Origin of the sequence: Geomonas agri, assembly GCF_020179605.1 — a bacterium.
Classification (GTDB): domain Bacteria; phylum Desulfobacterota; class Desulfuromonadia; order Geobacterales; family Geobacteraceae; genus Geomonas; species Geomonas agri.
Genome location: NZ_JAINZO010000002.1, coordinates 1,759,616 through 1,785,746, shown reverse-complemented (window position 1 = coordinate 1,785,746; position 26,131 = coordinate 1,759,616). Strand labels below are relative to the sequence as shown.

Here is a 26,131-nt window from a genome sequence, read left to right as displayed (position 1 = left end):
TTAAAATGAAACCGGAAAATCCGATTCTAGTTTGAAACAACTGACTTGTTACATTTTGAAACTCGCAAATGCTGTTTCGTCTACTATTTAGTTTTCAAAGACCAAGCCGCCGTGTTGCGACAGACTCGGCACCCTACCTGAACCGTTGCCGCCTGTCAACATTTTCTTTCAAAAAACTTTCGAGGCATTTTGCAGTGGCCTGATCCGAGGATCGTGCCCGAAAGACGTCAGAACACCGCGAGGTGCTCCTGTGGCCCTTCTTCCTGCCGGTTCAATATTCGGTTGCAAAGAGCGTCGTTGCTGCGGAGTCGACGTTTATAACAAAGCACATCCCCACCGTCAACGATTTAATGAATAAAATTCTTTAACACTGGCAGCAAGCCGAAATGGTTCACTTTATCGCCCCACCTCGGTTATACTCCGGCCATGTCCAACCTTGCCTTTGTCCTCATCATCTTTTCAGCCGTCATGCACGCCACCTGGAACACGCTGGTTAAACAGAGCCGGCACAAGACGGTATTCATCTGGTGGATGTTTATCGCCTCGATGTTTCCCTTCACCGCCATCATTGCAGTAGTGAACGAATCGTTCCACTGGCCCACCCCGCACACCCTGGCCATGATATCGATCGGCTCGGTCAGCTTCGTCCTCTACCACCTGTTGAACGGCCGCGCCTATCGCGATGGCGACCTCTCCATTATCTACCCACTCTCCCAGACCTCGATGGTCTATGTGCCTATCTGGGGCGTACTGCTGCTCGGGGAGCGCTTATCCGTGGTCGGAATCTGCGGCATCCTCCTGGTCATCTTCGGCACGTTCTGCGTCCAGATGCAGCGGCTGTCGCTGGCCGAACTGGCCCGCCCCTTTCGCGATCTCAAAAGCAGTGCGGTCCGTGCCGCCCTCCTGGCCGGCTTCATCTACTCCATCGGTTCCATCGCCGAAAAGACCGGGGTGCGGGACTACCCGCCCGTCTTCTTCACCTACTTCCTGGTCATCGCCATGTTGTGCCTGATGACGCTCAACCTGTGCCGCCCGAAATACCGCAACCTCATTGCGGATGAGTGGCGCACCAACTGGCGCCTGATTCTCTGGAGTGGCCCCACCGTCATGCTCTCCTTTCTCAGCTTTCGCTACGGCCTCAACATGGCGCGGGTCGGCTACGCCGTTCCGGTGCGCCAGGTAAGCATCATGGTCGGGGTTCTGATCGGGATCTTTTTCCTGCGCGAATCCTTCGGCAGGATGCGCCTCATCTCCGCAACCCTCATCGTGGCCGGTGCCGCCCTGATCCGGCTTGGCTAAGAAAAAGAAAGGCCCGCGGCTGTCATAGTCACGGGCCAAGGTCTTTGAATGATCTGCAGAAGGGGGATCTGCTTCTCTTTTAACGCAGGTGCATGAACTTGCCGGCTTTCCCGCTCATGCTGGACATGGTATCGGCTAGGTCGTCCATCCTGTCGCTCAGATCGCGCATGATCCGGTCGCTCTTATTACTAATCGTCTTCCCCATGCGCATCATTTTCTTGCGGCTCTTCTCGCCTGCGCAGGGAGCAAAGAGAAGCCCCAGACCAGCACCGAGCACCCCACCGCCTACCAGCATCATCAGGCCTGTCATCGGTCTCTTCATCCTTTCTGCCATGATAGCGCCTCCTTTAGGACGATATCTACTGATGCCCCATTTTACCGCTCTTCAAAAAAGGATGTCCATCTAGAAATAACTGTTCCATTCATGAACTTCATCGCTACCAGGTATTCCTGCTGCTGATCCTGTATTCAGGATGGACAACAAACAACCTTTGGTGTTAGAAAAAATCACAGTTGATATTGTATTTTTTGGTTGTATGTTTACGTCATCATTCTTCAAGGAGCGGCCCGCCATGCTACTGGAACGACTGATCGAAAAGGCAAACCAGAAACCGGAGTACGATTGGGATGCCTATTACCACTGGTTTTTCACAGAACAGGCGGGGCACGAGGTAAGCGGCTATACCTTCTGGGAGTGCAAAAAGTGCCTCACCATCAACGTACTGTATCTTCCCGCCCGTTACGGTAAATGCCGCTGCTGCTCCCTGATTCACATGGCAACATCATAGAGTTTTTGCGGGCGCGCCCGGTTCCTCTAACACACCTTCCTCTCGATAATATCTAGTCGCGACGTCTTGCCGGACGATCAAAGCCCTAGAGCATATCTTTGACCAGCCCTCCCAGCGTTTCGACGCCCCGTTCCGCTTTTTCATCCCAGAACGCCGTCGACAGCCTGATGTAATTCCGGTACTTGCCCGACAGGGAGAAGATGGCCCCGGGCGTGATGCTGATACCCCGCTCCAGGGCGCGGTGGAACAGCTGCACCGAGTCCACCTGCTCCGGCATTTCCACCCAGAGCATGAAGCCGCCGCCGGGGCGGGTCATCCGTGTCCCCTCCGGAAAGTGACGCACCAGCGCGTCCGTCATCTGCGAAGCGTTCTTGGCGTAGAGCCTGCGGATCGCGCGCAGGTGGTGGTCGTAGCCGCCGGTCGCCAGGAACTCAGCTATGCCCAGCTGCGTCGGCGAGGCGGTGGCCAGGTTGTTCATCATCTTGAGCCGTTCCATCTCCGCCTGGAATTTCCCGCCGATGGCCCACCCGACGCGATAGCCGGGGGCGAGCGTCTTGGAGAACGAGGAACAGTAAATTACCAGTCCCTTGTGATCGAACGATTTTGCGGCGATGGGGCGCTGCTGGCCGAAGGTAAGGTCACCGTAGATGTCATCCTCGATAAGCGGGATTTCGTGCTGCGCCAGGAGCTGGACCAGTTCGCGCTTGCGCTCGTCGGGCATCAGCGTGCCCAAGGGATTACTGAAGTTTGGAATCACCAGGCAGGCGCTGATCTTGTTGTTCTCGATGGCGTAGCTCAGCGCCTCGATGCTGATTCCTTCCTTGGGCGTGGACGGGATCTCCAGGGCCTTAAGGCCCATCTCCGCGATCAGCTGCAGGAAGTTGAAGTAGAAGGGGGATTCGACCGCGATGGTGTCGCCGGCCTTGCAGGTGGCGCGCAGGGCGAGCTGCACCGCCTCGACGCACCCGGAAGTCACCAGCACCTGGTCCGGCCGCACGCTGACGCCGTACAAAAGAGAGCGCTTGGCGATCTGGGTGCGCAACCTCTCACTCCCCGGCGGCATCATGTAGGAGATGCTCTGGGCGCCGAAGCGCCTCATCTCGGCGGCCGTCATCCGGTTCAGCTTGTCCACCGGGAAGTGCTGCGGGTTGGGAACGGCGCTCGCCAGCGGCAGGAGCTCCGGCTTCATCAGGTTGCGGATCACCAGTTCGCAGAGTTCGCTGAAGGTTACCGCGGTCGGTTGCAGGCGCTGGTTCTTCGCCAAGGGCTTCGCGGTGATCTCGGGAACCTTTGGACAGACGTAGTAGCCGGACTGCGGGCGCGCCTGGATGACCCGGCGATCTTCCAGCACCGCGTAGGCCTGCATCACCGTGTTTATGCTCACGTTGAGCTTGGAGCTCAGCTGCCGTATCGAAGGGAGTCGCTCCCCCACCCGGAAGGTGCCACCGTCGATGAGCGAGACGATCTCGCTCCCCACCCGCTCGTACAGCGGCCTGCAATCTCTTACCATTTCCAAGGCCATACCACCTCCACCCGCCCTCACCTGCGCGCAGCAGGGCTGTCGCCGCCAGAAGCTGCCAACTCTTGAAAGTTACAGGCCAACTGTACCCCATAACCATGCAGCGCCACAGTCACAGTTGAGGTCATTTCAAAAGGGTACAGTTATCATAAACTGCAACTGTTACCATTACAATCCACAATCACTGGATCAGTACTGGGATCAGAGTCACAGGAAGAGGGGAACCTTAAGGGAGCAGCGAGGGAAGTCTGGCAACAAGGAGTGTATTAAGTACACGAAGCACTGCACGTCCCCCCACGTCCTCCCCTTTGCGAAGGGGAGACAGAGGGGATATGTCTTCCTCAGCTGAAGCCGTACCGCCCCCAACCAACCACCATTTTCCCTTTGGCAGCCGCACCAACTACTGGTAATGTGCCCGGGTAACCTCACACAGGAAGGATCCCATGCAATGACACAAGCTACGTCCATCCCGTCCGTCTCCATACTGATGCCGGTCAGAAATGAAGAAAAGCATCTGCCCGCCGCGCTCGCCTCGCTGTCGGCGCAGACCTTCCGCGACTGGGAGCTGGTAGTGGTGGACGACGGTTCCACCGACCGCACCCCGGACATCCTGGCGCTTGCGGCTGCAGCCGATTCCCGGATGCGCGTGCTGGCAACGGGCGGTCAGGGTTTGGTCCCCGCGCTCAACCTTGGGCTTGCACAGTGCCGCTCGGAGTTGGTGGCGCGCATGGACGGCGACGACGTCTGCCACCCTGCCCGCCTCCAGGCACAGGTAGACTACCTGGTCGCGCACCCTGAGGTGGGGCTACTGGCGACCAGCTTCCAGCACTTCCCCCGGCGCCGCATCGGCAGCGGCATGATGGGCTACCAGCAGTGGCAGAACACGCTCTTGAGCCACGACGCCATCCTCGACGACCTCTTCGTGGAATCGCCCTTCGTGCATCCCAGTGTCATGTTCAGGAAAGAATTGGTGCAGCAGGTGGGAGGTTATCGCGACATGGGGTGGGCGGAGGACTACGACCTGTGGCTGCGATTGGCGGCGGCCGGGACACGTTTTGCCCGTCTTCCCGAGACGCTCTTCTTCTGGCGCGAGCGCCCGGAGCGGACCACCCGCACCGACCCTGCCTATGCCGCGCACGCCATGAGGCTGTGCAAGCGGCACCACCTGCTGCAGGGTTTTCTCAAGGGTGAACGGAGCGTGATCCTGGCAGGAGCGGGCCTCGAGGGGCGGGCGTGGTACCGGATACTGCACGAGGTGGGGATCCGGGTCGAGGCCTGGGTTGACGTCGACCCGAAGAAGATCGGGAAGCAGCTGCACGGCGCGCCGGTGCTGGCAACTGGGGACCTGCAGCACGTCGGCACCAAGCTCTTGATGACGGTGGGGGCCCGCGGCGCGCGGGCCGTGGTACGGCAGAGTACCCGGCAGGCGGGTTTCGTGGAGGGCCGCGACGCCATCTGCGTCGCCTGAGCCCGCCGCTCCCCTCTATTCCCTTCTGACCGCTATGCTCAACACGGGCGCCCCGGCGGCGTCATTGCCGGTCGCCACCATCATATCCTTGCTGTAGGAAAACTGACCGTGAAAAGCGGAAAGAGCGGCCGCGGTCAGCCTCCCCTGCTGGTCCATCGCCAGCGTGTACCCCGCCGGCAGCGCCGTACCGCCGGTGGCGTTTCTGAAGGCGGTGAACAGCGCCCCACCCGCGGCATCCACGGCCAGGTCCCCGTAACCCCATCCCGGTGCGGCACCGTACAGTTCATGAACGCCGTAACGACCCGCCAGGTCCGACAGCAGGTAGCTGGTCGCGGTGAGCAGAACCGCGGGCGGATGCACCAACTGCATGATGCGTAACAGCGGCGCCCCACTCATATCGGTGGCCGTCGCCACGACGGTCATCTTGTCCGCCGACATGATCCCCTGGCTTATCAGGGCCGCCGGCTGCGGTAGCACCCCTACATACGGAGTCTCGCTCACCACGCCGTCGGCGGTAATGGCGAGACTCACCACCTTGCTGCCACTTCCGGGGAGCGCCCGCGGTGTCGGACCGTTCAGTGACAGATAGGTCACCCCCTGGTCCTGCCCCACCTGGCAACTCGCGTACTCCCACTCCGGCACGCCCCCCGCGCTCAACTGGTGGTAGACATAGGCGAGCGGTCCGGCCACGAGTTTGCCGGTACCCTTTATGTCGGCGGCACTGAAGGTGATGCCGGGCACGCTCTTTTGCAGGACCACCAGCATCCTCCCCCCTCCGGCCAGCGTCACGGTCCCCACCATGAAATCCTTGTAGAGGTTGGCAGCCAGGGTGCCATGAAAGCCCGCGGCTGCCCCGTCCTGGAGCACGGTGCCGTCGGGTAAGAGCGTCAGGTTGGTGAAGAGGTCCGCCGGTGCCGCACTCCCTCCAAGACTGTCGTAGTAGGTGGTGACGCTCGCAGCACCGCCAGCCGCGATTCCCACCGAGCCCCGTACCCAGCGCGGATTTACACCGGTAACCAGCCCGTTGAAGCGCCAGTTTCCCTCAAGGTCCGCCTGCGCGAAAGGCCCCGGTGCCGCGGGGACCGCCAACACTTCCTGGGAAAGCACACTCTCACCCTTGGAGTTGTAGGCACTCACGGAGAAGTAATAGCGGGTATCGTTTTCCAGGCCCGGCACAATAGCGGTGGTGCCGGTGATTTGCGCCACCTTGGCCCCTCCCCCTGCCGCAAGCCCCGAGGCGCTGGAATAGTAGATGTTGTAACCGACCGCCCCCTGCGCGGGTGCCCACGAAAGCGAGACCTGTTTGTCCCCTGCCGTCGCCACCACCCCCGCCGGGGTAGACGCGTTACCGGGATCGAAGCGCCATGGCGAACCGCCACAGGCGGTCAGTGCGCAGGCGGTGATCAGTCCTGCAAGGAAAATGATTATGTTGCGCCAGGTGCAGTGCATCCGGAAAATCCTCCTGGGCCCGCTGAACGGGCCCGCTGTTACAGGCGGTACTCGAAACCGCCGTAGACGTAGCGCCCCGATTGCGGGAAGCCGTAGCTGGTCTCGTAGTTCTGGTCGAACAGGTTGTTGGCCCCTATGTACAAGGTTAAGCGGTCCTGCAGCACCTTCTGGCTCAGCCGCAGGCTCACCACGGTGTAGTCGTTCAGCTTCGCCTTCTGCACCACCGCCACGCTGTCCTTGGTATAGAAGTACTGGTTGGCGACATGGTTGACGGCGACATAGGCGGACGCCCCGCAACCCGCATCGTAGCGCGCCTCCAGGGTCACCTTGTCGCGCGGGTTGTACTGCACCTCGTCCCTGCCGGGACGGGAGCGATCTTCAGAATGGAGATAGGTGTAGCCAGCCCGCAGCAGCAGCCCGCTCACCGGGTGCACCTCGCCCAGGAGTTCTGCGCCGGCGAAACGGACCTCCGAGAGGTTCATGTTATGGCCGGTGGCCTGGTCATTCTGGATCAGGTTAAGGGCCTGGGTGTAGAAGCCGGTCAGCCCCACCCGTGCCTCGCGCGGCAGCTTCTGTTCGACCCCGGCCTCCCAGCTGCGGGAGCTCTCACTGGCCAGATCCGGGTTCCCCTTTGAGATATCGTACAGGTCGCCCAGTGACGGGAACCGGACGTTGCGCTTGAAGGCGGCCTTCAGGCGGGTATCCGGCAGCAGGTCGTAGCTGGTCCCGAGCAGGAAGCTGTAGTCCCCCTGGTCCGTCTCGCTTCTGTGCTGCCAGTACCGGCCGTATCCCGCCACGAGGCCCAGCCCCGGCAGCGGGGCAAGTTCGTACTCCAGCGCCGCCGAATACAGGGACAGCGATCTGTCCTCGCCGAGGTCGCTGTAGGTCGGCGTGCCGCCGGAGACAGGGTTCACCGTCTGAACGCCACTGTTTTCCCAGCCGTCGCGTTCCGCTCCCAGTGACATGGTGACGGTGCCTGCCGTACCCAGGTCGTACCTGGGCTGAAGGGTGGCGCCGTAGATGGAGGTATGCACCCGCTCCTGGAACGATCCGTCGTCCAGGAAGGAGGCGAAGCGGGCATCATCGTACTGGTTCACGTCCTCGGTGGAGCGGTTGAGATAGCTCCAGCCGCGCAGGGTGAAGCGATCGGTGAGCGCGAAGTCCCCGGCCAGTTGCAGGTACAGCCCGGAGAAGTCGTTCACCCGCACGTACTTCGGCGGCGACGCGAAGGGATCAACCGGGTCCGAGATGGTGCCGGCCGGCTTGCCGTAGCTCCCCTCGCTGTAGCTCATGGTGAGGCCGAGCGCGACATCTGCGGTCGGCGTGAAGCCGATGGTGCCGAGGAAGTTGCGCCGCTCGCGGTCGCTGTTGGCGCGGTAGCCGCTCCCCTGGTTGGCGCTCGGGGTGAAATCCCCGGCGAGCGGGAAGGCGTCAACCCTGGTGGCGCTGCCGCTCAGAAAGTAGCTGAAACGGTCGGTGGCGGCGGACAACGTCCCCTTGGCGAGGTAGGAGGCATGATCCCCGAATTCGCCGGAGATGGTGCCGTGCACGCCGGGAGTCCCCTTGCGGGTGATGATGTTGATCACCCCGCCCAAGCCCCCCTGCCCGTACAGGACGGAGCTGGCGCCGGAGGTGAGCTTGATCTCCGCGATGTTCTCGGTCGGTATGGTGGTCGGATCGAACTGCATGTCCAGGGCGGAGTTCATGGGGACCCCGTCCAGGAGCAGCAGCACGTGGCGGGTCCTGAAGCCGCGGATGTCAATGCGCGGCACCCCTTCGGCGCCGGTCCTCACGTTGACGCCGGGCAGCAGCTGCAGCGCCTGGTCCAGGGTCCTTGCCCCGCTCGCCTTGATCTGGCCGGCGTCAACGGTGTAAAGGGTCTGGCTCGCCTCCGCTCCCGGCCCGCCATCGGCGCGGTTGCCGGAGACCACCACCTCACCGAGGGCATAGCGGTCCGATGCCTGCCCCGCCTCCCCGGCCCGGGCCTTAGGCGCCAGGGCGCAGCAAAGCGCCAGCGCCCACATTCCTTTTTTAATTTTCATAGAAAAGCATTCTCGTTGTTCGTTGATGTCAGCCCCCTCCCGACTCCCCCAGGAGTGAGGAGGATGGCCGTCCACTGTCCCCTCCCCCGGAGGGGGAGGGTCAGGGAGGGGGAAGAGTCCTCCGCGCTACTGCGGGATGACCTGTTTAGGACTGGTCTGCCCGCCGCTTTCCAGCCCGGAGCCAACCGCAGTGACAGTGACCCAGTAGCTCGCACCGGGGGTAAGGCCGGTGATGGTCAGCGGGGAGCCGGCAGAGGGGAACTTGCTCCCGGTCGAAATCACCGTCGTGGTGGTCGGGGTGCCGGAGCTCTGCAGGCAGTAAACGTTATAGGAGGTAGCCAGCGGCACCCAGTCCCAGGAAACCGCGGCCGCCCCGGCGCCGGGAGCGACGGTCACGCCGGTCGGTTTGGCCGGGGTCTGCGCGGTGGCGGACGGTTTCGCCGATGACTGGCTGGACGGGGTCACGCTCTCGCCGGCGATGTTGGCGGCGGTCACCAGGAAGTAGTAGGTGGTGTTGTTGGTGAGCCCGGTCACCGTCAGCCCCGGCTGGGTGAGGCCGGCAAGGGACTGCGCCGCGGTAAGGCTCACCTTGGTGCCGCTCGTGGTAGCGAAGCCCGAGGTGGTGGAATAGTAGACGTTGTACGAGGTGGCACCCGCGACTGCGCTCCAGGCCATGACTACCTGCCCGTTATCGCCGGTAACCCTGAGCCCCTGCACCTTGCCCGGCAGGGCCGGCAGCGGCGTCACCGAGACCTCGTCCGAAGGGGTTCCCTCACCGGCCAGGTTGGCAGCGACCACGACCAAGTAGTAGGTAGTGCCGTTGCTGAGCCCGGTGATGGCCTGGCCACTGGCAAGTCCGGAGAGCTTGGTGCCGTTGCTGGGCGTCACACCGGGGGCGGTACCATAATAGACGTTGTAGGAAGCTGCATTCACCGCCGCGTTCCAGGAGACGGTAGCCTGGGCGTCGCCGCCGGCAGGCGCCACGCCGGTCACCTTGGCCGGCAGGGGCGGCAGCGGCGTGGCGGTTACTTCGTCGGACACCACGCTTTCGCCGTGGGCGCCGACGGCGGTGACCACGAAATAGTAGGTAGTACCGTTAGTAAGGCCGGTGATGGCCTGGCCGCTGGCAGCGCCGGTCACCTTGGTGCCGGTAGTGGTGGTGACACCGGCCGTGGTAGCGTAGTAGACGTTGTATGAGGTGACGTCGCTGGCGGCGCCCCAGGTCAGGCTGGCCTGGGTATCGCCGGCGCTGGCTACGACTCCCGCCGGTTTGGCCGGCGCCTTCGCAGCAGGGTCACTGGACCCGCACCCCAAAAAGACCAGCATCAGGACCGACAAGGTGATGGCCGCAAGCCACCGTAACAATTGCTTTTGCTTCATACGTTCACTTCTCCTTTGACAATTCATGATCAAAACAGTCGTTCCCATTACTCCCAGACTTCCCATATTTCCCAGAGCTTATTTGCCTGCCAACACAAAGCTGATAGTTACCTCGAACGGCTCCTCCAGCGACAGCTCCGCCGGTGGCGGCGGAAAGGTCCCCACCGAACTGACGGCGCGGCTCGCCGCGGCATCGAGAAAGGGATGACCGCAGGAAGTGACCGTCTCCACCTGCTGCAGTGACCCGTCCCGGCGCAGCACGAACCGGCGCCGGCAGCTACCCTCCCGCCCCGACTTGCGGGCGGCGAGCGGATACTCCTTGCGGGCCTCGATGAGCCGTTTCAATAGTGCCTGGTAGCTGCCGCGCACCTCCCGCGCCCCGTTACCAATCCCGGGTTTGGCCCGTGGCGCTGCAGCGACAGGAGGAGCACCGGGCATGGCTCCCGGTGACGGTGCCGCGGCGCGTAGGCCGGCCGTTTCACGCCCCAGCGCTTCCGCCCCCCCTTCGGCAGGGTGCCCGGCGGCCTGGCGATTGCCGGGGGAGTGGCTGACGGCATCTCGAGACGACGCACCCGTGCCAGGGGGGGCAGCCGCTGCGGGCGGCACTGCGGACGACGTCCCCTTCGGCGCCCCAGTAAAGGGCGCAGCCGACGCGGGAGGCGTCGCGACGGCAGCCGGGGCAACCGGCCGGGGCATCGCGGCAACCGGAGCGACCGCTCCCCGTGCCGTCGCAGCAGGCTCGCTTCTCCGCGTCGGTCCGCACAGGTCCAGGTAGGCGACCACGGAATCGGCCGCCTGTTCCACACCCACGTGGCGTAGCGTCAACCGGCGGGCCCCGTACAGGAGCGCCATGTGCACCAGCAGCGAAAGCAGCAGCACCGGTGCCAGCCGCGACATTTGGGGCTGCGGCAGGCGCACTAGGAGGAAGCCCCCTGGTGGTCGATCAGCCCGTTTTTGCGCAGCCTGCGGATGATGGCGGGGACCGCGAGCGCCCCGAGTCCGCCCCAGAGGCCGTTCAGCGCCGCCGAGATGACCGCCTTGTTGAGCATGATGTCCTCATCGATGCCGAGCAGCCATTCCACACCGGTGTTGGTGCCGGCGCGCAGCAGCGAGGCAAGCACTCCGACCGTGGCGCAGGCAAACAGGCTGGTTACGAAGGAGGGGGCGATGAGACCGGCCAGGTCGACCACCAGGGCGGGGAGCAGGAACTTGACCAGCGTGATCACGCCGCCGCTCCCCATGCCGAGCAGGATGCTGGCCAGGCTGGTGATAAGCCCCACCAGCGTCGCGGCCCCCAGCCTGGGCACGCAGCCCCGGGCCAGGAGGAAAAAGAACATGGTGAAGAACATGACGTGCCCGGGCATGTGCAGATGCAGCCGCAGCCCGGCGCGGGTCAAAATGATCAGGGTGGCGCAAAAGCAGAGCAGCACCGCCTCGCGCAGGGTGAAGCGGCGCCAGATGAAGACCTTTTCCTGTTCCATGTAGGGAGACTCCTTCAGAAGTTTTCTGCGGACAGCGGCCGTTGCCGCCCCTCGGTCTCCGGCGCTCCCCCCGCGGGTGCGCCAGGGGCAACCCGTGAGACATCGAGGTAGGTCCGCTGCGGGTAGAGGCCGAAGCCGCGCGCCTCTGCGGACCGGGACACCTCGTCCGCCGTTTTCAGCGCACGCACCATGAGCGGCAGCACCAGGCAGTTGAAGAGATCCGGCCAGTTGCGGGGATCGAGCTGCTCACGCGGAGAAAGGCGCGCCCCACGCATGCGCTGCAGCGCCACGATGTCCTCCAACTCGCGAAAGAACACCGGGACGAACCGGACACTCACGAACACCAGGAAGGAAAGCCGGTAAGGGACGATCCGGCGCAGCCCCGCCATCGCCTCAGAGGTCCGCGTGGTACGCAGGAAGACGGCGCCGGGCAGGTAGAAGAGCACGATCTGGGTCGAGATGCGCACCCCCGGCCAGAGCCCTTTGTCCACGCCGTCGATCAGGCAGTAAAGCGGGATGACCAGCGCCGCCTGGTAGGCGAACAGGCGCACGTCGCGCCACAGGTCAGCCAGGGTGAGCCGGGCCGCCAGGTAATAGGCCAGCGCCACCGCGACCAGCACCGAAAGGGTGGCCGGATTGCGTCCGCCTGCCGCCAAGGCACTCAGCACCATGCCCAGGAGGAGCTTCCACCCGGCCCCGAGACGGTGCACCGGAGAATCGTGGGCGGCGAACTGGCAGGCGTACTCGCAGCTTCTCAGCGAGCTGCGCAGCTTAGGGAGTCGTTTCTGCAATCTCCCCTCCCTGCAGGCGCAAGCTGCGGTCGGCCCAGCGCCGGTCCGGCAGCTCGTCGTGCGAGGCGATCAGCACCGTGGTGCCGTAGCGGATCGGCATGCGGGCCAGGATGGCCAAAAGGCTCAGCCGCTGGGGAAAGTCGAGACCGGCAAACGGCTCGTCCAGGAGCAAAAGGGTCGGGCGCGGCGCCACCACCGCCGCCAGCGCCACGCGGTGCTGCTCTCCAAACGAGAGGGTGAGCGGCGCGCGGTCGGCCAGGTGGGCGATGCCGCAGAAGGAAAGCGCCTCGGTGACGATGCGGTCCACTTCTTCCACCGGGTAGGCCAGGCGCTCCAGCGTGAAGGCGACCTCCTCGCGCACCGTCTCGGCGAACAGCTGGCGCGCAGGGTTCTGGAACAGCACCCCCACCTGCCCGCGCAGATCGCCCGGCCCGGGGCTCTCCTTGCCGGCCACCCACACCCTGCCGGCATCCGGATAGATGAGCCAGGCCAGGCAGCGCAGCAGGCTCGACTTGCCGGCCCCGTTGCGGCCGAACAGGTGCACCCGCTCGCCGCGGCTTACCCGCAGCTGCACCTTTTTCAGCACATCCCCCGTTTCCGGGTAGGAAAGGTCCAGCCCCTGCACGTCGAGCACCGGACGGGTGCCGTAGAGCGAGGACGAGTAGGGGAGCAGGAACGCCTTGGGGCGATAGCGCACCGGGTCAGGGGGGACCCGGTCGCTCCCTACCAGACGTCCCCGCTCCAGCTTCAGGTAGCGGTCCACCAGCGCCTCGAAGGGACGCGGATCGTGTTCGGCCATCACGATGGTGTGCCCCCTGCGCTTGAGCTCCGTGAACACCGCCACCAGTTCCTCTTTCCCCTGGACATCGAGCTGCGAGGTCGGCTCATCGAGCAGCAGGAGCCCCGGCCGCATCGAGAGCACCGAAGCCACCGCGAGGCGCTGCTTCTGTCCCGCCGAGAAGCGCTCCACGCTGCGCTGCTCCTCGCCGGTCAGCCCGACCGCCGCGAGCCCTTCGCGCACCCGCAGCGCGATTTCGTCCGCCGGCACGCACCAGTTTTCCGGCCCGAAGGCGACCTCCTCGGCCACCGTGGAACACAGGATCTGCGACTCCGCGGTCTGGAACACGATCCCCGCCGCCGGGGCGCCGTCCGCGGCGTCCGAGGAGGCGACGCGTATGGTGCCCACCCGGGTCCCACCGCGCAGCAGCCCCATGATGCCGAGCAGCAAGGTGCTCTTGCCGCAGCCGGAATCGCCGGTGAGGCAGACAAACTCACCGCGCCGGACCTGTGCGCTCACCCCGGCCAGGCTCGACCCCGCGGCGCCGTGGTAGGTGAAACCGAAATCTTCTATGTCCAGAATGGTGTCGTGCAAAAAGACAATCCCCTAAGCAGCCGCGTTTAGCGGCGGCAGGCGCAGGCAGGTGAAGGAGTCAACGCTCCAGCGCCGGTAGCGGCAGTTGTAGCAGGAGAGCTCCTCCTCGACGACCTGCTCCTCCTCGACGTCCGCCACGAAGCAGGCGCAGCCCCCGGCCACTTGCGCCGCCAGCCCCCAGGCCTCCTTGCCGTGGGCGAACTCCCGGTTCCCTCTCTGATCGCTACGCCACATGCTAGTACGCCTTCAGCTGCTTTCTATGCAGCGTCTGCCAGCGCGCCTGGGAACCCGGCGACTGGGCAGCAGCAACGAGGAGCACCGACTCCCCCTCGATGAGCACCGTTTTCGGCTTTTCTCCCAACGCCACCAGGTCCTCGTCTTTGAGCGCCTCGCCGGTCACGCTCTTTACCACGTCTACCACCGGGTGCTGCAGCAGCTCGTCCACGCGCAGCATGCGGTAGGGCTGGCCGAACTCGAGGAAGCCCTTGAGGCGCCCGTCGTTACCCGACATCCTGAGCCCCGCGCCGGCCAGGGCACCGATCACCCCCTGCCCCGTGCCGCCGTGCTGGGAGAGGTGCACGCCGAGCCGCTTGGCGAGGTCGTAGGCCTCGTCCATGCCGATCACCTCGCGCTTGGCGCGGCGGCCGAAACCGATCAGCTCGTTGCGTGCCGCCATCCTGGCCGGCACCGCCACGCACAACCCCGGATCAGAGCCCGGCGCGCTCTCTTGTTCCAGGAACTCCGAGACGTACTCGATCACCGGTTCCAGCCATCCCTCGCCCACGTCGGCGTAGAAGCACATGGCGCTGTTGTGCGACGTGTAGGGGATGTCCGGGTGCACGTAGAGCTGGTGCCGGGTGATGTAGCTGCAGCTCCCCCATCCCCGCTGCTGCAGTTCGTCCGCGATCAGGGACGCGATCTCCCCGGTCCCCCTGCTCTCCAGGTTGTCGGTATCATCGATTGAAATGGCTATCCGCATCTGTCTTACTCCTAACCCGTTGTATTACAAATTACATAACGCTGGACAAAAAAAAGCCCCGATCCTGGGTGGAAAGGGGCCTTTAACAGTTCGGAGTCTCCGCTCTGCCACAAGGCTCTCCTTTCCAAAAGGGAGGCACCGCCGTTTCCAGCAGCACCCGTTGGCCCGCAGCCGTGAGGAAGTCCTTGTAGGCGGCGTAGCTCGGAGAGGCTCAGATTAATTTGGGCAGAAGCTTTAACACAGGTAAAACGTATACTCCAGAAAAATATGATGTGAAACGGCAAACTTTCCGCAGGTTACTCGTCCTTGTTCTCCTGCTCGACCTGGTCCATGGTGTCCAGCACCTTCTCGGGCTGCACATCCCTGGTCAGTTCCTCGAGCTCCGGATTCTTCGATTCCTCGACGCCGAGCTTCGCTCCGATGGCGGTCAAAAGGGCAATGACCCTGGTCACCTCGTGCTCCGCCAGGAGGTCGATGTGCAGGTTCAACTCGGCGCGCCGGTCGGCGGAGGCCTACATGCGGTTCTGGCTGATGAGAACGAAGGTGGAGAGAAAGATCGCCTCCACGGAGGCGACCATGGCGAGGATCACCAGGGTGGGGTCGAAACGGGGCAGGATGTCGAGCCAGCCGGCGTTGATGAGGATCCACGCGCCGAAGAGGACCAGATGGATATAGACGAAGGGCATGCTGCCGGTGAAGGAGGTGATGGCGTCGGCGAGCCGTTCCTGCGCTCCCTTGCTGCGCTCCTCGGCGTGGCGCCGCTCCAGGAGAGCCGCGATGTTGCGGCTCACTACGGAGGCCATGGTCTGGTCCGGTTCCGGCTGCGGCATCGCTCCCCCCGCGTGCGGGGCCCACCGGGGTGGGCTCGACCCGGAAACAGTACCAGTACCTCGTTGCAAGTCAACGCGCCGCTGGGCCTCGCTCCCACAGCTGCGCGGCATCCATCACATCCCCGACAGCTGCGTCACCACGCAGGGAGCAGGGTGCAACCGTTCCCGGCATAGCGGCTTTGCACGGCCTCGCCCCTGGAGCTGCAGCCAGGCCGTTACCTACTGCCGTGGTTTTTTAATTGCCGCATAGGTATCGAGAAAGTAGCGCAGGGTCGCCATGCGCATCTCGATGTCTTCCCGCCACCCCTCCAGCTTCTCCCACCCCGTTTGCGTCAGCCGGTACACCCTGCGCGCCGGGCCGCTGCCGCTGGTGTCCCAGCTGGAAACCACCTGCGCCTCGTCCTCAAGCTGTTGCAGGGTGCGGTAGACCGCGGCGCTGTCCGGCTTGAAGAGGGGCATGCGCTGGGATAGCGCGTTCAAGATAGCGCCGCCGTGGATGGGCTCCTCGGCCAGGGCGAGCAGGATGAAGGCGGGGAGGTGTCGGTACTGTTGCTTTCGTTTGGGAGGCATCGGGCTTCCTTTCTGGTCTGGGGCTGGCTTCCGCCGAAACGGGGAGCGCCAGGTTCAGGCGTCCACCGCCCCGGGTTGTGCAAGTTCCTGCTCCGTCTGTGCAAGTTCCTGCTCCGGCATCAGCCGCTCCATCAGGTAGCCGCAGGCGAGGATGCAGGGCACGGTGAGCGCGAGACGCAGCAGGGCGAAACGCAGACTGATGAAGCTGCTCTCCATCAGGATCATGGGGATCTTGATGGCGCCCCAGGTCCCCAGGAAGATGACGATATTGGCCAGCCGCGCCCCCTTTTTGCGCAGTGACACCGCCACCGGGAAGGCGGCGTAGAGCGGACCGGCGGCCGCGGTCCCCAGCAGCATGGCGACCCCGGCGCCGACAGCACCCGAATCCGGCCCCAGGTGCGCTTCCACCAGTCGGCGCGGCACCCAGACGTCCAAAAGCCCCATGAGCACCATGACCGGCGGCACGATCGAGAGGACCTCCAGGAGAAAGCCGGTGGAGTTGAGCGCGGCAAGCCGCGCCGTCTCCGGCCGCCACAGGGAGAGGGCCAGGTTCGCGGCGAGCACGATAAAAAGTAGCCGGTAGTCGACGAGCTTCGCCTTCACAGCAGCACCCCCATGGCCAGTCCAATGACGATGGCCACCACGAAGCTCAAGGCCTGCCGCAGCAGCGTGAAACGCTTGCCGAAACACGAGATCTCCATGGGTGCGGTCATCACCCCCACCATGGTCAACGTGGTGACGAAGGTGGCGAGGCTCGCGGGGGCGGCCCCCAGCTTGAACAGGGATCCCACCAGCGCGAAGGCGATGGGCGCAGGCATGGTCACGATGGAACCGATGGCTGCCACCAGGCTGAAGCCCCCGATGCCGCCGTGGCTGAACAGTTTCCTGATCACCTCGGGCGGAACCAGGGCGAGCACCAGGCCGACCAGGGCCACCATCCCCAAGATGCGCGGGGCCAACCCGTGCAGCGACTTGGCGCCGATGCGCAAGGCCCGCCTCGTCTTCTCGGGGTCCAGCCGCCAGGACACGAACACGGCCAGCGCCGTCCCCCCATACAAAACTGCCGACATCATGACTTCCCCCTCCACTGCCAAACCGCGGACACCATACTGTCATAAACAGTATGGTGTTTTGTACTGCAAGTCAATGACAAAAAGAGGGAAGGCTGTAAGCTCCGGGTTTTTCCGCTCAAGATGAAGAAAGATTGTGTCGATATCTCTCATAGAACGACCAGATGTGACTCTGAGCCAATGACCTCAGGAGGAAACGACGATGACCCTTTCGGGAATCAAGCTACGCACCAGACTCGGTATAGCCTTTGCCATGGTGGTGGTCCTCATGACAGTAGTGGGAGGTTACTCGATCAACAGGATGGCGGCCTTCGACAGCAAAGTCCGTACGCTGATCGAGGACAAGTGGCCCAAGACCGTGGCGCTCAACGACCTTAAGTCGCAGGTCAACGTCGTCGCCCGCGGTCTGCGCAACATGGTCATCGTTGCAGACCCGCTGGAGATGCAAAAGGAAGAGAAGCGCATCGGCGAATCGCTCCACGCTGTCGACAAGCGCATCGAGGAACTGAAGAAAACCGTGCAGAGCGACTCCGGCAAAGCAGCGCTGAAGGAGGTGATCGAGACCAAGGCTGCCTACCAGGAGGCCCAGCACCACGTCATCGCCACCATCAAGGAAGGGAACAAGGATACGGCGGGGCAGGAACTGATCGGGCCGATGCGCAAGGCGCAGAGCGCCTTCTTCGCCGCCATCGACAAGATGCTTTCCCACCAGGACAAGGAGATGGTGCGGGTCGGGGAAAAATCAAAGCAGATGATCGACCAGGGGCGCTTGGTGGTGCTTGCCCTTCTGGTCATCGCCGTCATCCTTTCCACGCTCTTGGCCCTGATGATCGTGCACAGCATCACCACCCCGGTGGCGGAACTGATCGCCGCCAACGACCGCCTGGCCGACAACGACCTCACCGTGTCCATCACCCTTACCGGCGAGGACGAACTGGGGCACCTCGCCGACTCGACCCGCAGGGTCGTGGCAAACCTGCGCGACATGCTGGGCAAGGTATCGGCGAGTTCCAGCGACATCGCCTCTGCATCCCACCAACTCAAGGCGACGGCGGAACAGATCGCCACCGGCGCCGAGGAGCTTGCCTCCCAGACCGGTTCGGTGGCGGTCGCCAGCGAGGAGATGGCAGCCACCAGCGGCGACATCGCCCAGAACTGCGTCCGCGCCGCCGAGGCCTCACGCCAGAGCAGCGAATCGGCGGCCCAGGGTGGGCACGTGGTGCAGGAAACCATAGCCGGGATGGCGCGCATCGCCGAGCGGGTCAAGGACAGCGCCGGGACCGTGGAGAGCCTCGGGGCACGTTCGGAGCAGATCGGCGACATCATCGCCACCATCGAGGACATCGCCGACCAGACCAACCTGCTCGCGCTCAACGCCGCCATCGAGGCGGCGCGCGCCGGCGAGCAGGGACGCGGCTTCGCCGTGGTAGCAGACGAGGTGCGTGCCCTGGCGGAACGGACCACCAGGGCCACCAAGGAGATCGGCAACATGATCAAGGCCATCCAGGACGAGACCAAGGCAGCGGTGAGCGCCATGGAAGAGGGGGTGGTTGAGGTGGAAAAGGGGACCATGTCCTCGCAGCAGTCGGGCGAGGCTCTGCAGATGATACTGCAGCAGATCGGCGAGGTATCCATGCAGGTGAACCAGATCGCCACGGCGGCCGAAGAGCAGACCGCGACCACCAGCGAGATCACCATGAACGTGCAGCAGGTCACCGACGTGGTGCAGCACACGGCACGCGGCGCCAACGAGACCGCCGCCGCGGCATCGCAGCTGGCGCATAACGCCCAGACCCTGGAAAGCCTGGTGCAGCAGTTCCGGCTCTAGCCGACGCAGGGCAGACAGAAAACAACAAAGGCCGGGTGAAAACCCGGCCTTTGCTTTGAATTGCTGCGCAGTACATCCGCTACTTGTTGTGTCCCTTGCCGTGCCCCTTCCCTTTCCCCTTGCCCGGCCCGGAGTCCTCGTCGCCACCGCGCCCCATCGGCTGCCCGGTCAGGCGGAGGTCACCCCTTTTGAGGGCGTGAAACTCGGCAGAGCCCGGCTTGATGCCCAGCTCCTTGGCGATGGCGCCCCACCCCTTCTTCTTGTTCGGCTGGTACACCTGGTAAACCTGGTCTACCGGCTTGCCGGAGAACTGCCCCAGTTGGAACAGCATGAAGGCGTCCGCCGGCTCCGGGACCGATTGCAGCACCATCTGGACCTTGGCGGTCGGCACCCCGAACTGGGCGCTGACCTTGGCGGAGAACCCGGTCATGTCGGCGCGGGCCTGGACGTTCAGGCTGGAGAGAAACGAATCCAGACTGGCGAACGCAGTCATGGGCACAACAAGAACAAGAATCAGGCTGAGTAAAATCAGGCGTTTCATGCTTCCTACCTCCATCATTGGAATATTGATGCTTGGGCAGAAAACACTATACCTAAAAACCCCAAAATCAGAAGCAAAAACCATTAGCAGAAGTCCTGAGGACCGCTGGGAAAACCCGGGAAACGAGAAAAAGTCTTGGGGGTCCCCCCCTCAAGCCTTCTGCTTCTCTCACTATTTTCTCAGATGTTCCCCGAGCCTTCGCGCTGAAGCGCTATGGCCCGCAAGCGTGGCCAGTGGTTTTCTGGTTTTGTTTTTACTGCAGCGTCTCCCGCTGCAGGAACTCGGCAAACTCGGTGAAGACGGCCTCGCGTACCGAGTGCTGCTGCCAGTTCCGGACCAGTTGCCGTACGCACTGCAGCACGCCGATCAGCCCCGCCGAGGTCCCCCCCGCGATCAGGGCACTGGTCTCACCGGAGAAGACCATGACCAGGCTGGAGACGAGAAGCACGAGGCTGGTCAGCAACAGCGGCAGCTCGACGTGCTTGAAGGGGGAGCGAAACATGTGGTGCACCGAGGAGTACACCGAAGCGTGCGCCTTGACCAGCTTGAGGTAGCGCTCCAGTTCCGCACCGTTGCAGCGCGACACCGCGCGCAGGTAGAAACGGCGGCAGGCTTCCCTGCTGCTGGTTTTCATCCGGTCGCCGTAGTAGTGTTCCAGTTCGACATCGATCGTGTAAGTATCCATCCCGGCCCTCGCTTCTGCTCAATCTAGGAAAGCAGTGGTAAGTGGTATGTCCGTCAATTAGCATGATACGTACCAATCATGCGGAGACACCACAAATGTGCAGCACTGCTTACGGTGCCCGGCATAGCCCAACACCGCCTTGCTCAAAAATGTCGCAAGATGCGCAACTTTACCACAATTCCGTGTCCCAAATCCTCTTAAGTTTTCCACAGGAACTTTCCCTAATAGGTCGTCACCCGGCTCGAAACACGCCCTTTCATCCCGGCCATTTCGCGAACGCGCAAAGCGGCTCTTGCAAAAGTGCAAAAACCGCGCAGCCTCCCACCCCGCCACGACCCCGGGCCTCAGTTTTAACATTGACAACGACCGGCGCATAGTGCTATTGAAAATAACATTCAATTTTCAAAAAAAATGTGGCACGCCGAACCGGTTGAACCGGTTCACAGTTGGGGGGAGCCATGTGCATAGCAGTCGTGGGCAATGAAAGGACGGTAGGGTGGGACTGGATGGCGGCGGCGGCGCGGGCGGGTTTCGACCTGCGCATGGTGCATCCCGCGCTGGTGACCACCCTGGAAGATATGGACGGCGTGGACGCCCTGGTGATCGGCTGCGAAGGCGTTTCCGGCGAGGTGCAGGATCGGGCCATGCAGATCGCGTCAGCCCGAGGCATCCCCTCGATGTGCGCCAACTGCCCAGCCGCCCCCTTTTGCCACGCAAAACCATTGGCCAAGGTTGCAGGCCATAGCGTTCAGCGCGAAGGCTCGGAGCAAATCTGAAAAAACGTCCCCTTTAGATAAGGTGGATGTGCTCCGACAGCGCCTTGAAGCTCCGCTCCGCCTCCAGGTACCTGGCATCCTCGGCGTAGGTGGTCGGGTACACCGCCGGCACCGGCCGGTGCACCAGCTCCCGGTCCACGTTGACGAAGGTGAAAAGGCACGAGTTGGACAGTGCCTTGCTGGTGCGGTCGCGGCTGATGCGCTCGATGTTGGCCTCGATGCAGACGTAGCTGCCGCAGGTGAACACCACCCGGCTGGTGTAGTGCAATTTGTCACCCATGCGTACCGGGTGAAAGAAGTTGATCCGGTTCACCGCCGACATGACCGACCGGTCCGGCGCCACCAGTTCCGAGCAGATCGAGGATAGCTCGTAGGCCTTGCGCACCAGGTACCCGCCGAAGATCTTCTGCGGCACATTCTCGAACTCCGGGTACATCCTCTCCCAGGAATCCGTCACCAGGCGACCAGCCAGGAGCCCCTGGAAATCAGGCTCGTCCTGGGCCTTGTGCAGCGCGGCCAGCATCCGGTATTCCTCCGGGCTGGGAGGTCCGGACATCAGCGCCTGCTGCTGCCGGTACTCCTCGCGGCGCGCCACCGCCTTTCTCGCCCGTGCCTGCTCCCGCTCCGTCGCGTACTCCAGTGGCGGCAGGGCCACGCTCACCGCCCCCTCACCCATCCCCGACCGCGCCACCATGGTGAAGTAGCAGGAAGCTACGTGGTTCGCCGGCTCCCCCGGCTGCTCCACGCGGATCCCGATTACCATCGACGACCTCCCCACCTGGTTGATGCGCGCCTCGCAGACCATGTCCCGCGTCACGTCCGCCACGTGGCGCACGATGATATTGTCAATGGCGGCCGTCACCACCCTGGCGTCCGGATAGAACCGGTTCACGTAGTTCAGCGCGGTTTCCTCCGCCACCTTGTCCAGGATCTCCAGGAGCAGCCCGAAGCGCAGGTTGCCCAAAAGGTCCTCGTCCATCACCATGAAGCGGCGGCGCAGCGGGAGATCGGTGGACAGGGACAGGGTATGCAGGAACGAGGTTTCCGCCGGGGTCGTCATAATGGAACTCCTGGGCGCTGAGCGTTAACAATCTCCCTTAGTTGTACCACCTTCGACAAAACCTGAAAAGCGCAGCACCGAGGAAAAGAGTGGGCAGACACGGAGAAAGAAGAAAAGATTCCTCCAGCAGGAGTCTTTCCTCTGTATCCTAAGTGGAATTCTGTGCCCTCTGTGTTTATGCTTTACAGTTCCTTTAATCGCATCATGATGCTTTATGTATTTTGTGTTGTACAATCAAGGGGAGCGGGTACCCGCTATTATCAGTAGGTGCCTGTGACAGTAACGCCGGAGGTTCTGCATGTCGGAAAAGGTGCAGATAGTGGATGAGCTTCCTCTAGACAGAGTCCCGTTGTTCCTTGATGTCGCACAGGAGGCACTCCAGGGCATCGTCGACGGCTGCAGTTTCCGGGAAATACCCTCGGGAGAAATCCTGCTGCGGCCGGAGAGCATCAACCTCGAACTTTTCATCCTGCTCTCGGGGCGACTGCTGGTCTACCTGGAGGATCTCGATTCCGACCCGGTGGCAATGTTGGAGCCGGGAGACGTGGCCGGCGAGCTATCGGTGCTGGACGGCAAGCCGACCTCAGCCTACGTGGTCGCGGACGAGCACTGCCGGGTCATGGTGATGCCCCGGGAACTGGTCTGGAGTCTCGCCACCGTGTCCCACGCCGCCGCCTGCAACCTCCTCACCATCCTCTCGGGCAGGGTGCGCAAGGCGGACCGGACCATTACCGAGCAGATGCTGCGGGAGCGCTCCTTCCACTGCTACGGCACCGTCGATGCCCTCACCGGCATGCACAACCGCTACTGGTTGAACGACATGCTGGCGCGGATGGTCACCCGCAGCATACGCAGCGGGGCGCCGCTTGCCGTCATGATGATCGACATCGACAACTTCAAGGAGTTCGACGACAGCTACGGTCACCTGTGTGGCGACCGGGCCATTCACGCCGTGGCCCAGACCATTCTTGACCACCTGAGGCCCACCGTGCTCACCGCCCGCTACGGCGGCGACGAGTTCTTCGTCGCCATCCCCGGGGTCGCAATGGAACGGGCCCTGGAGATAGCCGAGAGGCTGCGCGAAGCCATCGCCGCCACCGAGATCCCGCACTCCCCCGCCCCTCTTGCGCCGGTGACCGTCTCCATCGGCGTCGCCGGTGTCCATCCCGGCCAGGGTGTCGACGACGTGATCGCCGCCGCCGACGCCGCCCTCTACCGCGCCAAGGGTTTCGGCCGCAACAGCGTGTCGCAGTAACCCAGTCACGCAAAGCCGCCAAGACGCAAAGCCTTGAGCAGAACCGGCCACCACGCTGAATCTTGCTTCGCGACACTACTCGCGCCCCAGCGCCCCCCCGTTACCAATCACGTCCCCCTGGACCCCCAGACTACCTGCCCACAAACCGCTGCACGCGAACCAGCGTCTCCCCCTTTGCAAAAGGGGTGACAGGGGGGATTTGAATTGCGCTCTCCCCAAAACAAAAAAGGCCCCGAGTTTTGTCTCAGGGCCTTTTGCCTTTCTTGGCGTCTTTGCGGCTTTGCGTGAGCCGGGGTTATTCCTTCGCCACCAGCACGATCTCGATCCTGCGGTTCTTGGCGCGTCCTTCCTCGGTGTCGTTGGAGGCGACAGGCTTGAACTCGCCGTAGGCGATCGCGCCGAGCAGTGCCGGATCAAGCCCCTGCTGCTGCAGGTAGCGGGTCACGTTGATGGCGCGCGCCGCCGAGAGCTCCCAGTTGGTGGGATAGCGCTTGGCCAGCTGCCCGACGATCTGCACGTTGTCGGTGTGCCCCTCGATCCGGACCGCCTTGTCCTTGACAGTCTTCAGGATGTCCACCACCTTCTGCAGCACCACCAGCCCCTCCGGCTTCACCTCCGCCTTGCCGGAATCGAAAAGCACGGAATCGACCATGTTCACGGTCAGCTTCCCTTTCAGCTCGGAGATGGTGACCTGCCCCTTGGCGATCTCACCCTTCATCTGCTCCAGGAGGTCGCCGTAGGTCTTGCTGGTCTTCTGTACTTCCTCCTTCTGCTTTTGCAGTCTGGCCACCTCCTCCTTGAGCCGCTTGTTCTCCGCCTCGAGGCCCGCCACGTTGGAGCTGAGCTCGCCCACCTTCTGGCTCAACTCGCCGATCTTCTGGTTCTTGGCGTCCGCGGTCGATCTCAAGGTATCCTCCAGCCCCTTCTTGTCGGCCGTGAGGGCGTTTCGTTCGCCGGTCATGGCCGCCAGGTCCGCGGTGAGCTTCTTGATGTCGTTTTTGAGCTGATCGTTCTCGCCCATGAGGATGTTGTACTGTCCCCGCTGCTCCTGGAGGCTCTTCTCCAGGTTCTGGGCCTCGAGCTCCTTCTTCTGGTAGGTACCGCTCGTTACGCACCCTGTCAGGGCGAAGCACACCAGCACCGAGAGACAAAACAACAGATTGCGCTTCATATTTATTCCTCCTCGCATCGGGTTCTCGTTTCATGCAGCCAGTGCACAATTATGGCGCGTAAAGCGGATCTTTCAATAAGAAAGATGCAACGGGCCGTCGCTATGAGTATGGGAGTTGCAGCCTGTGAGTGGTATACTTGTTACCAGAGAGAAAGGAGGTGTCGGCTATGAGAGAGATGAAGACGCCGATGACGCCGAAGATGAAAGTCATGATGGAGCGGGAGCGGAGCGGCAAGAAGACCCTGGTACCGCCCAAGCACGAGATGATGATGCGGCGTGAGCCCAACCACAACGTCCACGTCATCACCCACCATGGCAAGATCCACTCCGGTCGCAAGGGACGCACCATGTGATGGTTTCCCCTCCCGGGCACCCGTCCCGGCATGACTAAGAGGGCAATAAAGCTGGCACCCCGTTCCCGGGTCCAGCTTTTTTCATGTCGGAAAGGCTGCTATTGGGAAGCGTCCTGAAAGAACCTGCCCCCTCCCCACAGAGCGCTGCACGCGCCCCAGCGTCCCCCCCTTTGCGAAAGGGGGGACAGGGGGGATTTGCTTTTAGCTTACCTCCCGCGGCGCATGCCTCAAAAAGAGAAAAGCGAGCAGCGGCAAGGTAGCCAGGAACCCGTAAAACAACAGGTAGAAGCTCTGCCCCACCCCTCCCTGGTCCGCAAGCCTCCCCACCAGCGGCCCCGTGACCACGAACAGGAGCCGGAACGACACCGACTGCAGCGACAGTGTGGCGGCGCGGTTGGCGCTGGCAGATTCCCGCTGGGTATGGGCGAGCATCATGGGCCCACGCAGCCCGCGCATGCAGGTCAGGAGGTAGTAGAACAAAAAGCCCCAGATCCCGCCGGCGAGCCCGAGCCCCAGGTAGCCAACCACCACCAGCAGCAAAAAGAGCAGGACCATGCCCCGGTCCCCCAGGCGTGCATGCATGCGATGACTGGCGAGGGCGCACAGGGCGACGGTGAGGTTGGCGCCGGCCCAGACCGGCCCGAACCACGCCACCGGCACGCCCGCGTGCTGCATGTAGGGCTGGATCAGCCAGACCGGGTAGAACGACGCCACCCCGAGCACCGTATTGAGCAGGATGGTGTAGCGCAGGTGCCGGTTTTCTGCAAAAGCGTAGCGCGCGGTGGCGAGCGCCTCCGCCAGGTGGGAGCGAAGCGGCGCATGGGCCTTGGGGGTCTCCACCAACTGCCTGGTGACCAGGAGGCCGGCACCCCAGACCGCGATCTGGAGGATGAAGGGAAGTCTCGGCTGAAAAGCGTAAATGACGCCGGCCAGGACCGCACCGGTTGCCTCGCCCGCCTGGGCAAAACCGTGCATGCGCCCCTGGTGGCGCGCGTACGATTGCTCCTCCCCCTGTGCCCGCAGGGTCTCGAAGAGAAGTGCACTGTCCGAGCCGCTGATGAAGGAAAGCGACATCCCAAGGGTGATCTCTGCCAGCAGCACCGAAGCGAACGAGTCGGCCCAGATGTAGATGCCCCAGCCGATGATGCCGAGGAGGGATGCGGTGTTGAGGGCGCAGCGATACCCGAGCCGGTCGCTCACGTACCCCGCCGGGTAGTCGAGCGCGAGGGTTGCCACCGAGAAGATGCTCTGTATGAGCAGGATCTGGGTGAGCGACAGCCCGGCGTGGTCCTTCCAGAAGAGCGTGATGATCGCCATGGGGAACAGCATCATCTGCAGGAAGGAGAAGAGGTACAGCTTGCGGATGTTGTCGGAGAGCTTTCCCATGACAGCATCCGTACCCGCTCCGGACGATTTTTGCAACC

The 26,131-nt window shown here is 63.2% G+C and carries 28 protein-coding genes and 1 riboswitch; of the genes, 7 read left to right on the top strand and 21 right to left on the bottom strand.

The window, feature by feature from the left end; translation table 11 throughout:
- The first annotated feature begins 426 nt into the window (after positions 1-426).
- Entirely contained in the window at positions 427-1,299 is an 873-nt protein-coding gene (locus tag K7R21_RS19220) for an EamA family transporter (protein WP_224984891.1), read from the top strand.
- Between the two features lie 79 nt (positions 1,300-1,378).
- On the opposite strand, the gene K7R21_RS19215 is transcribed toward K7R21_RS19220, so the two are convergent.
- On the bottom strand, positions 1,379-1,633 hold the full coding sequence (locus tag K7R21_RS19215) for a YtxH domain-containing protein (RefSeq protein ID WP_224984890.1): 255 nt from the start codon (positions 1,631-1,633) through the stop codon (positions 1,379-1,381).
- A gap of 238 nt (positions 1,634-1,871) precedes the next feature.
- Between K7R21_RS19215 and K7R21_RS19210 the strand changes: the two genes are divergently transcribed.
- Positions 1,872-2,087 carry a hypothetical protein gene (locus K7R21_RS19210; RefSeq protein ID WP_224984889.1) on the top strand — a complete coding sequence of 72 codons (216 nt, stop codon included), beginning with the start codon at positions 1,872-1,874 and terminating at the stop codon, positions 2,085-2,087.
- Between the two features lie 85 nt (positions 2,088-2,172).
- Here K7R21_RS19210 and K7R21_RS19205 read toward each other — a convergent pair whose 3' ends face one another.
- Positions 2,173-3,609 carry an aminotransferase-like domain-containing protein gene (locus K7R21_RS19205; protein WP_224984888.1) on the bottom strand — a complete coding sequence of 479 codons (1,437 nt, stop codon included), beginning with the start codon at positions 3,607-3,609 and terminating at the stop codon, positions 2,173-2,175.
- 445 nt (positions 3,610-4,054) lie between these two features.
- Between K7R21_RS19205 and K7R21_RS19200 the strand changes: the two genes are divergently transcribed.
- A complete protein-coding gene (locus tag K7R21_RS19200; RefSeq protein WP_224984887.1) occupies positions 4,055-5,074 on the top strand; it encodes a glycosyltransferase in 1,020 nt (339 codons plus the stop codon).
- 15 nt (positions 5,075-5,089) lie between these two features.
- On the opposite strand, the gene K7R21_RS19195 is transcribed toward K7R21_RS19200, so the two are convergent.
- From K7R21_RS19195 to K7R21_RS19130, 14 genes are all read right to left on the bottom strand, one after another.
- A complete protein-coding gene (locus K7R21_RS19195) occupies positions 5,090-6,523 on the bottom strand; it encodes a fibronectin type III domain-containing protein (RefSeq protein WP_224984886.1) in 1,434 nt (477 codons plus the stop codon).
- A 38-nt stretch (positions 6,524-6,561) separates the two neighbouring features.
- The gene (locus tag K7R21_RS19190; RefSeq protein WP_224984885.1) at positions 6,562-8,565 is read right to left on the bottom strand and encodes a TonB-dependent receptor; all 2,004 of its coding nucleotides are present in this window, start codon (positions 8,563-8,565) and stop codon (positions 6,562-6,564) included.
- Between the two features lie 126 nt (positions 8,566-8,691).
- The gene (locus K7R21_RS19185; RefSeq protein ID WP_224984884.1) at positions 8,692-9,945 is read right to left on the bottom strand and encodes a fibronectin type III domain-containing protein; all 1,254 of its coding nucleotides are present in this window, start codon (positions 9,943-9,945) and stop codon (positions 8,692-8,694) included.
- A 78-nt stretch (positions 9,946-10,023) separates the two neighbouring features.
- Complete coding sequence (locus K7R21_RS19180) at positions 10,024-10,842, bottom strand: energy transducer TonB (protein ID WP_224984883.1); 819 nt, start codon at positions 10,840-10,842, stop codon at positions 10,024-10,026.
- Positions 10,843-10,862: 20 nt separating this feature from the next.
- Positions 10,863-11,426 carry a hypothetical protein gene (locus tag K7R21_RS19175; protein ID WP_224984882.1) on the bottom strand — a complete coding sequence of 188 codons (564 nt, stop codon included), beginning with the start codon at positions 11,424-11,426 and terminating at the stop codon, positions 10,863-10,865.
- A 14-nt stretch (positions 11,427-11,440) separates the two neighbouring features.
- Positions 11,441-12,217, bottom strand: a complete 777-nt coding sequence (locus K7R21_RS19170) for an energy-coupling factor transporter transmembrane component T family protein (RefSeq protein ID WP_224984881.1) — start codon at positions 12,215-12,217, stop codon at positions 11,441-11,443.
- A complete protein-coding gene (locus K7R21_RS19165) occupies positions 12,198-13,589 on the bottom strand; it encodes an ABC transporter ATP-binding protein (RefSeq protein WP_224984880.1) in 1,392 nt (463 codons plus the stop codon). The genes K7R21_RS19170 and K7R21_RS19165 overlap by 20 nt, the downstream gene beginning before the upstream one ends.
- 12 nt (positions 13,590-13,601) lie before the next feature.
- Positions 13,602-13,823, bottom strand: coding sequence for a hypothetical protein (locus K7R21_RS19160; RefSeq protein ID WP_224984879.1), 222 nt, complete (start codon positions 13,821-13,823; stop codon positions 13,602-13,604).
- 1 nt (position 13,824) lies between these two features.
- Positions 13,825-14,568 (bottom strand): hypothetical protein, encoded by a 744-nt coding sequence (locus tag K7R21_RS19155; protein ID WP_224984878.1) that lies wholly within the window; start codon positions 14,566-14,568, stop codon positions 13,825-13,827.
- A gap of 101 nt (positions 14,569-14,669) precedes the next feature.
- Positions 14,670-14,787: riboswitch (molybdenum cofactor riboswitch) on the bottom strand.
- Between the two features lie 77 nt (positions 14,788-14,864).
- Entirely contained in the window at positions 14,865-15,056 is a 192-nt protein-coding gene (locus K7R21_RS21015) for a hypothetical protein (protein ID WP_224984877.1), read from the bottom strand.
- 24 nt (positions 15,057-15,080) lie between these two features.
- Entirely contained in the window at positions 15,081-15,398 is a 318-nt protein-coding gene (locus K7R21_RS21010; RefSeq protein ID WP_224984876.1) for a DUF1003 domain-containing protein, read from the bottom strand.
- 219 nt (positions 15,399-15,617) lie between these two features.
- Positions 15,618-15,968, bottom strand: coding sequence for a PadR family transcriptional regulator (locus K7R21_RS19140; protein ID WP_224984875.1), 351 nt, complete (start codon positions 15,966-15,968; stop codon positions 15,618-15,620).
- Between the two features lie 54 nt (positions 15,969-16,022).
- Positions 16,023-16,571 carry a permease gene (locus K7R21_RS19135; RefSeq protein WP_224984874.1) on the bottom strand — a complete coding sequence of 183 codons (549 nt, stop codon included), beginning with the start codon at positions 16,569-16,571 and terminating at the stop codon, positions 16,023-16,025.
- Positions 16,568-17,041, bottom strand: coding sequence for a permease (locus K7R21_RS19130; protein WP_224984873.1), 474 nt, complete (start codon positions 17,039-17,041; stop codon positions 16,568-16,570). Before K7R21_RS19130 ends, K7R21_RS19135 begins: the two co-directional genes overlap by 4 nt.
- A gap of 199 nt (positions 17,042-17,240) precedes the next feature.
- On the opposite strand from K7R21_RS19130, the gene K7R21_RS19125 reads away from it, so the two are divergent.
- Positions 17,241-18,866: a methyl-accepting chemotaxis protein gene (locus K7R21_RS19125; protein WP_224984872.1), complete on the top strand. Its 1,626-nt coding sequence runs from the start codon at positions 17,241-17,243 to the stop codon at positions 18,864-18,866.
- Between the two features lie 79 nt (positions 18,867-18,945).
- Here K7R21_RS19125 and K7R21_RS19120 read toward each other — a convergent pair whose 3' ends face one another.
- Together K7R21_RS19120 and K7R21_RS19115 are read right to left on the bottom strand one after the other, a co-directional pair.
- Positions 18,946-19,407: a hypothetical protein gene (locus K7R21_RS19120; protein ID WP_224984871.1), complete on the bottom strand. Its 462-nt coding sequence runs from the start codon at positions 19,405-19,407 to the stop codon at positions 18,946-18,948.
- Positions 19,408-19,660: 253 nt separating this feature from the next.
- Complete coding sequence (locus K7R21_RS19115) at positions 19,661-20,092, bottom strand: GSU0071 family protein (protein ID WP_224984870.1); 432 nt, start codon at positions 20,090-20,092, stop codon at positions 19,661-19,663.
- Between the two features lie 458 nt (positions 20,093-20,550).
- Here K7R21_RS19115 and K7R21_RS19110 point away from each other — a divergent pair, with 458 nt between their 5' ends.
- Positions 20,551-20,868: a hypothetical protein gene (locus K7R21_RS19110; protein WP_224984869.1), complete on the top strand. Its 318-nt coding sequence runs from the start codon at positions 20,551-20,553 to the stop codon at positions 20,866-20,868.
- Between the two features lie 13 nt (positions 20,869-20,881).
- Here K7R21_RS19110 and K7R21_RS19105 read toward each other — a convergent pair whose 3' ends face one another.
- The gene (locus tag K7R21_RS19105) at positions 20,882-21,928 is read right to left on the bottom strand and encodes an acyl-CoA thioesterase (protein WP_224984868.1); all 1,047 of its coding nucleotides are present in this window, start codon (positions 21,926-21,928) and stop codon (positions 20,882-20,884) included.
- A 298-nt stretch (positions 21,929-22,226) separates the two neighbouring features.
- Between K7R21_RS19105 and K7R21_RS19100 the strand changes: the two genes are divergently transcribed.
- Complete coding sequence (locus K7R21_RS19100) at positions 22,227-23,183, top strand: GGDEF domain-containing protein (RefSeq protein WP_224984867.1); 957 nt, start codon at positions 22,227-22,229, stop codon at positions 23,181-23,183.
- A gap of 295 nt (positions 23,184-23,478) precedes the next feature.
- On the opposite strand, the gene K7R21_RS19095 is transcribed toward K7R21_RS19100, so the two are convergent.
- Positions 23,479-24,354, bottom strand: a complete 876-nt coding sequence (locus tag K7R21_RS19095) for an OmpA family protein (protein ID WP_224984866.1) — start codon at positions 24,352-24,354, stop codon at positions 23,479-23,481.
- Between the two features lie 167 nt (positions 24,355-24,521).
- On the opposite strand from K7R21_RS19095, the gene K7R21_RS19090 reads away from it, so the two are divergent.
- Positions 24,522-24,707 (top strand): hypothetical protein, encoded by a 186-nt coding sequence (locus K7R21_RS19090; protein WP_224984865.1) that lies wholly within the window; start codon positions 24,522-24,524, stop codon positions 24,705-24,707.
- 201 nt (positions 24,708-24,908) lie between these two features.
- On the opposite strand, the gene K7R21_RS19085 is transcribed toward K7R21_RS19090, so the two are convergent.
- Complete coding sequence (locus tag K7R21_RS19085; protein WP_224984864.1) at positions 24,909-26,093, bottom strand: MFS transporter; 1,185 nt, start codon at positions 26,091-26,093, stop codon at positions 24,909-24,911.
- Between the last annotated feature and the right edge of the window lie 38 nt (positions 26,094-26,131).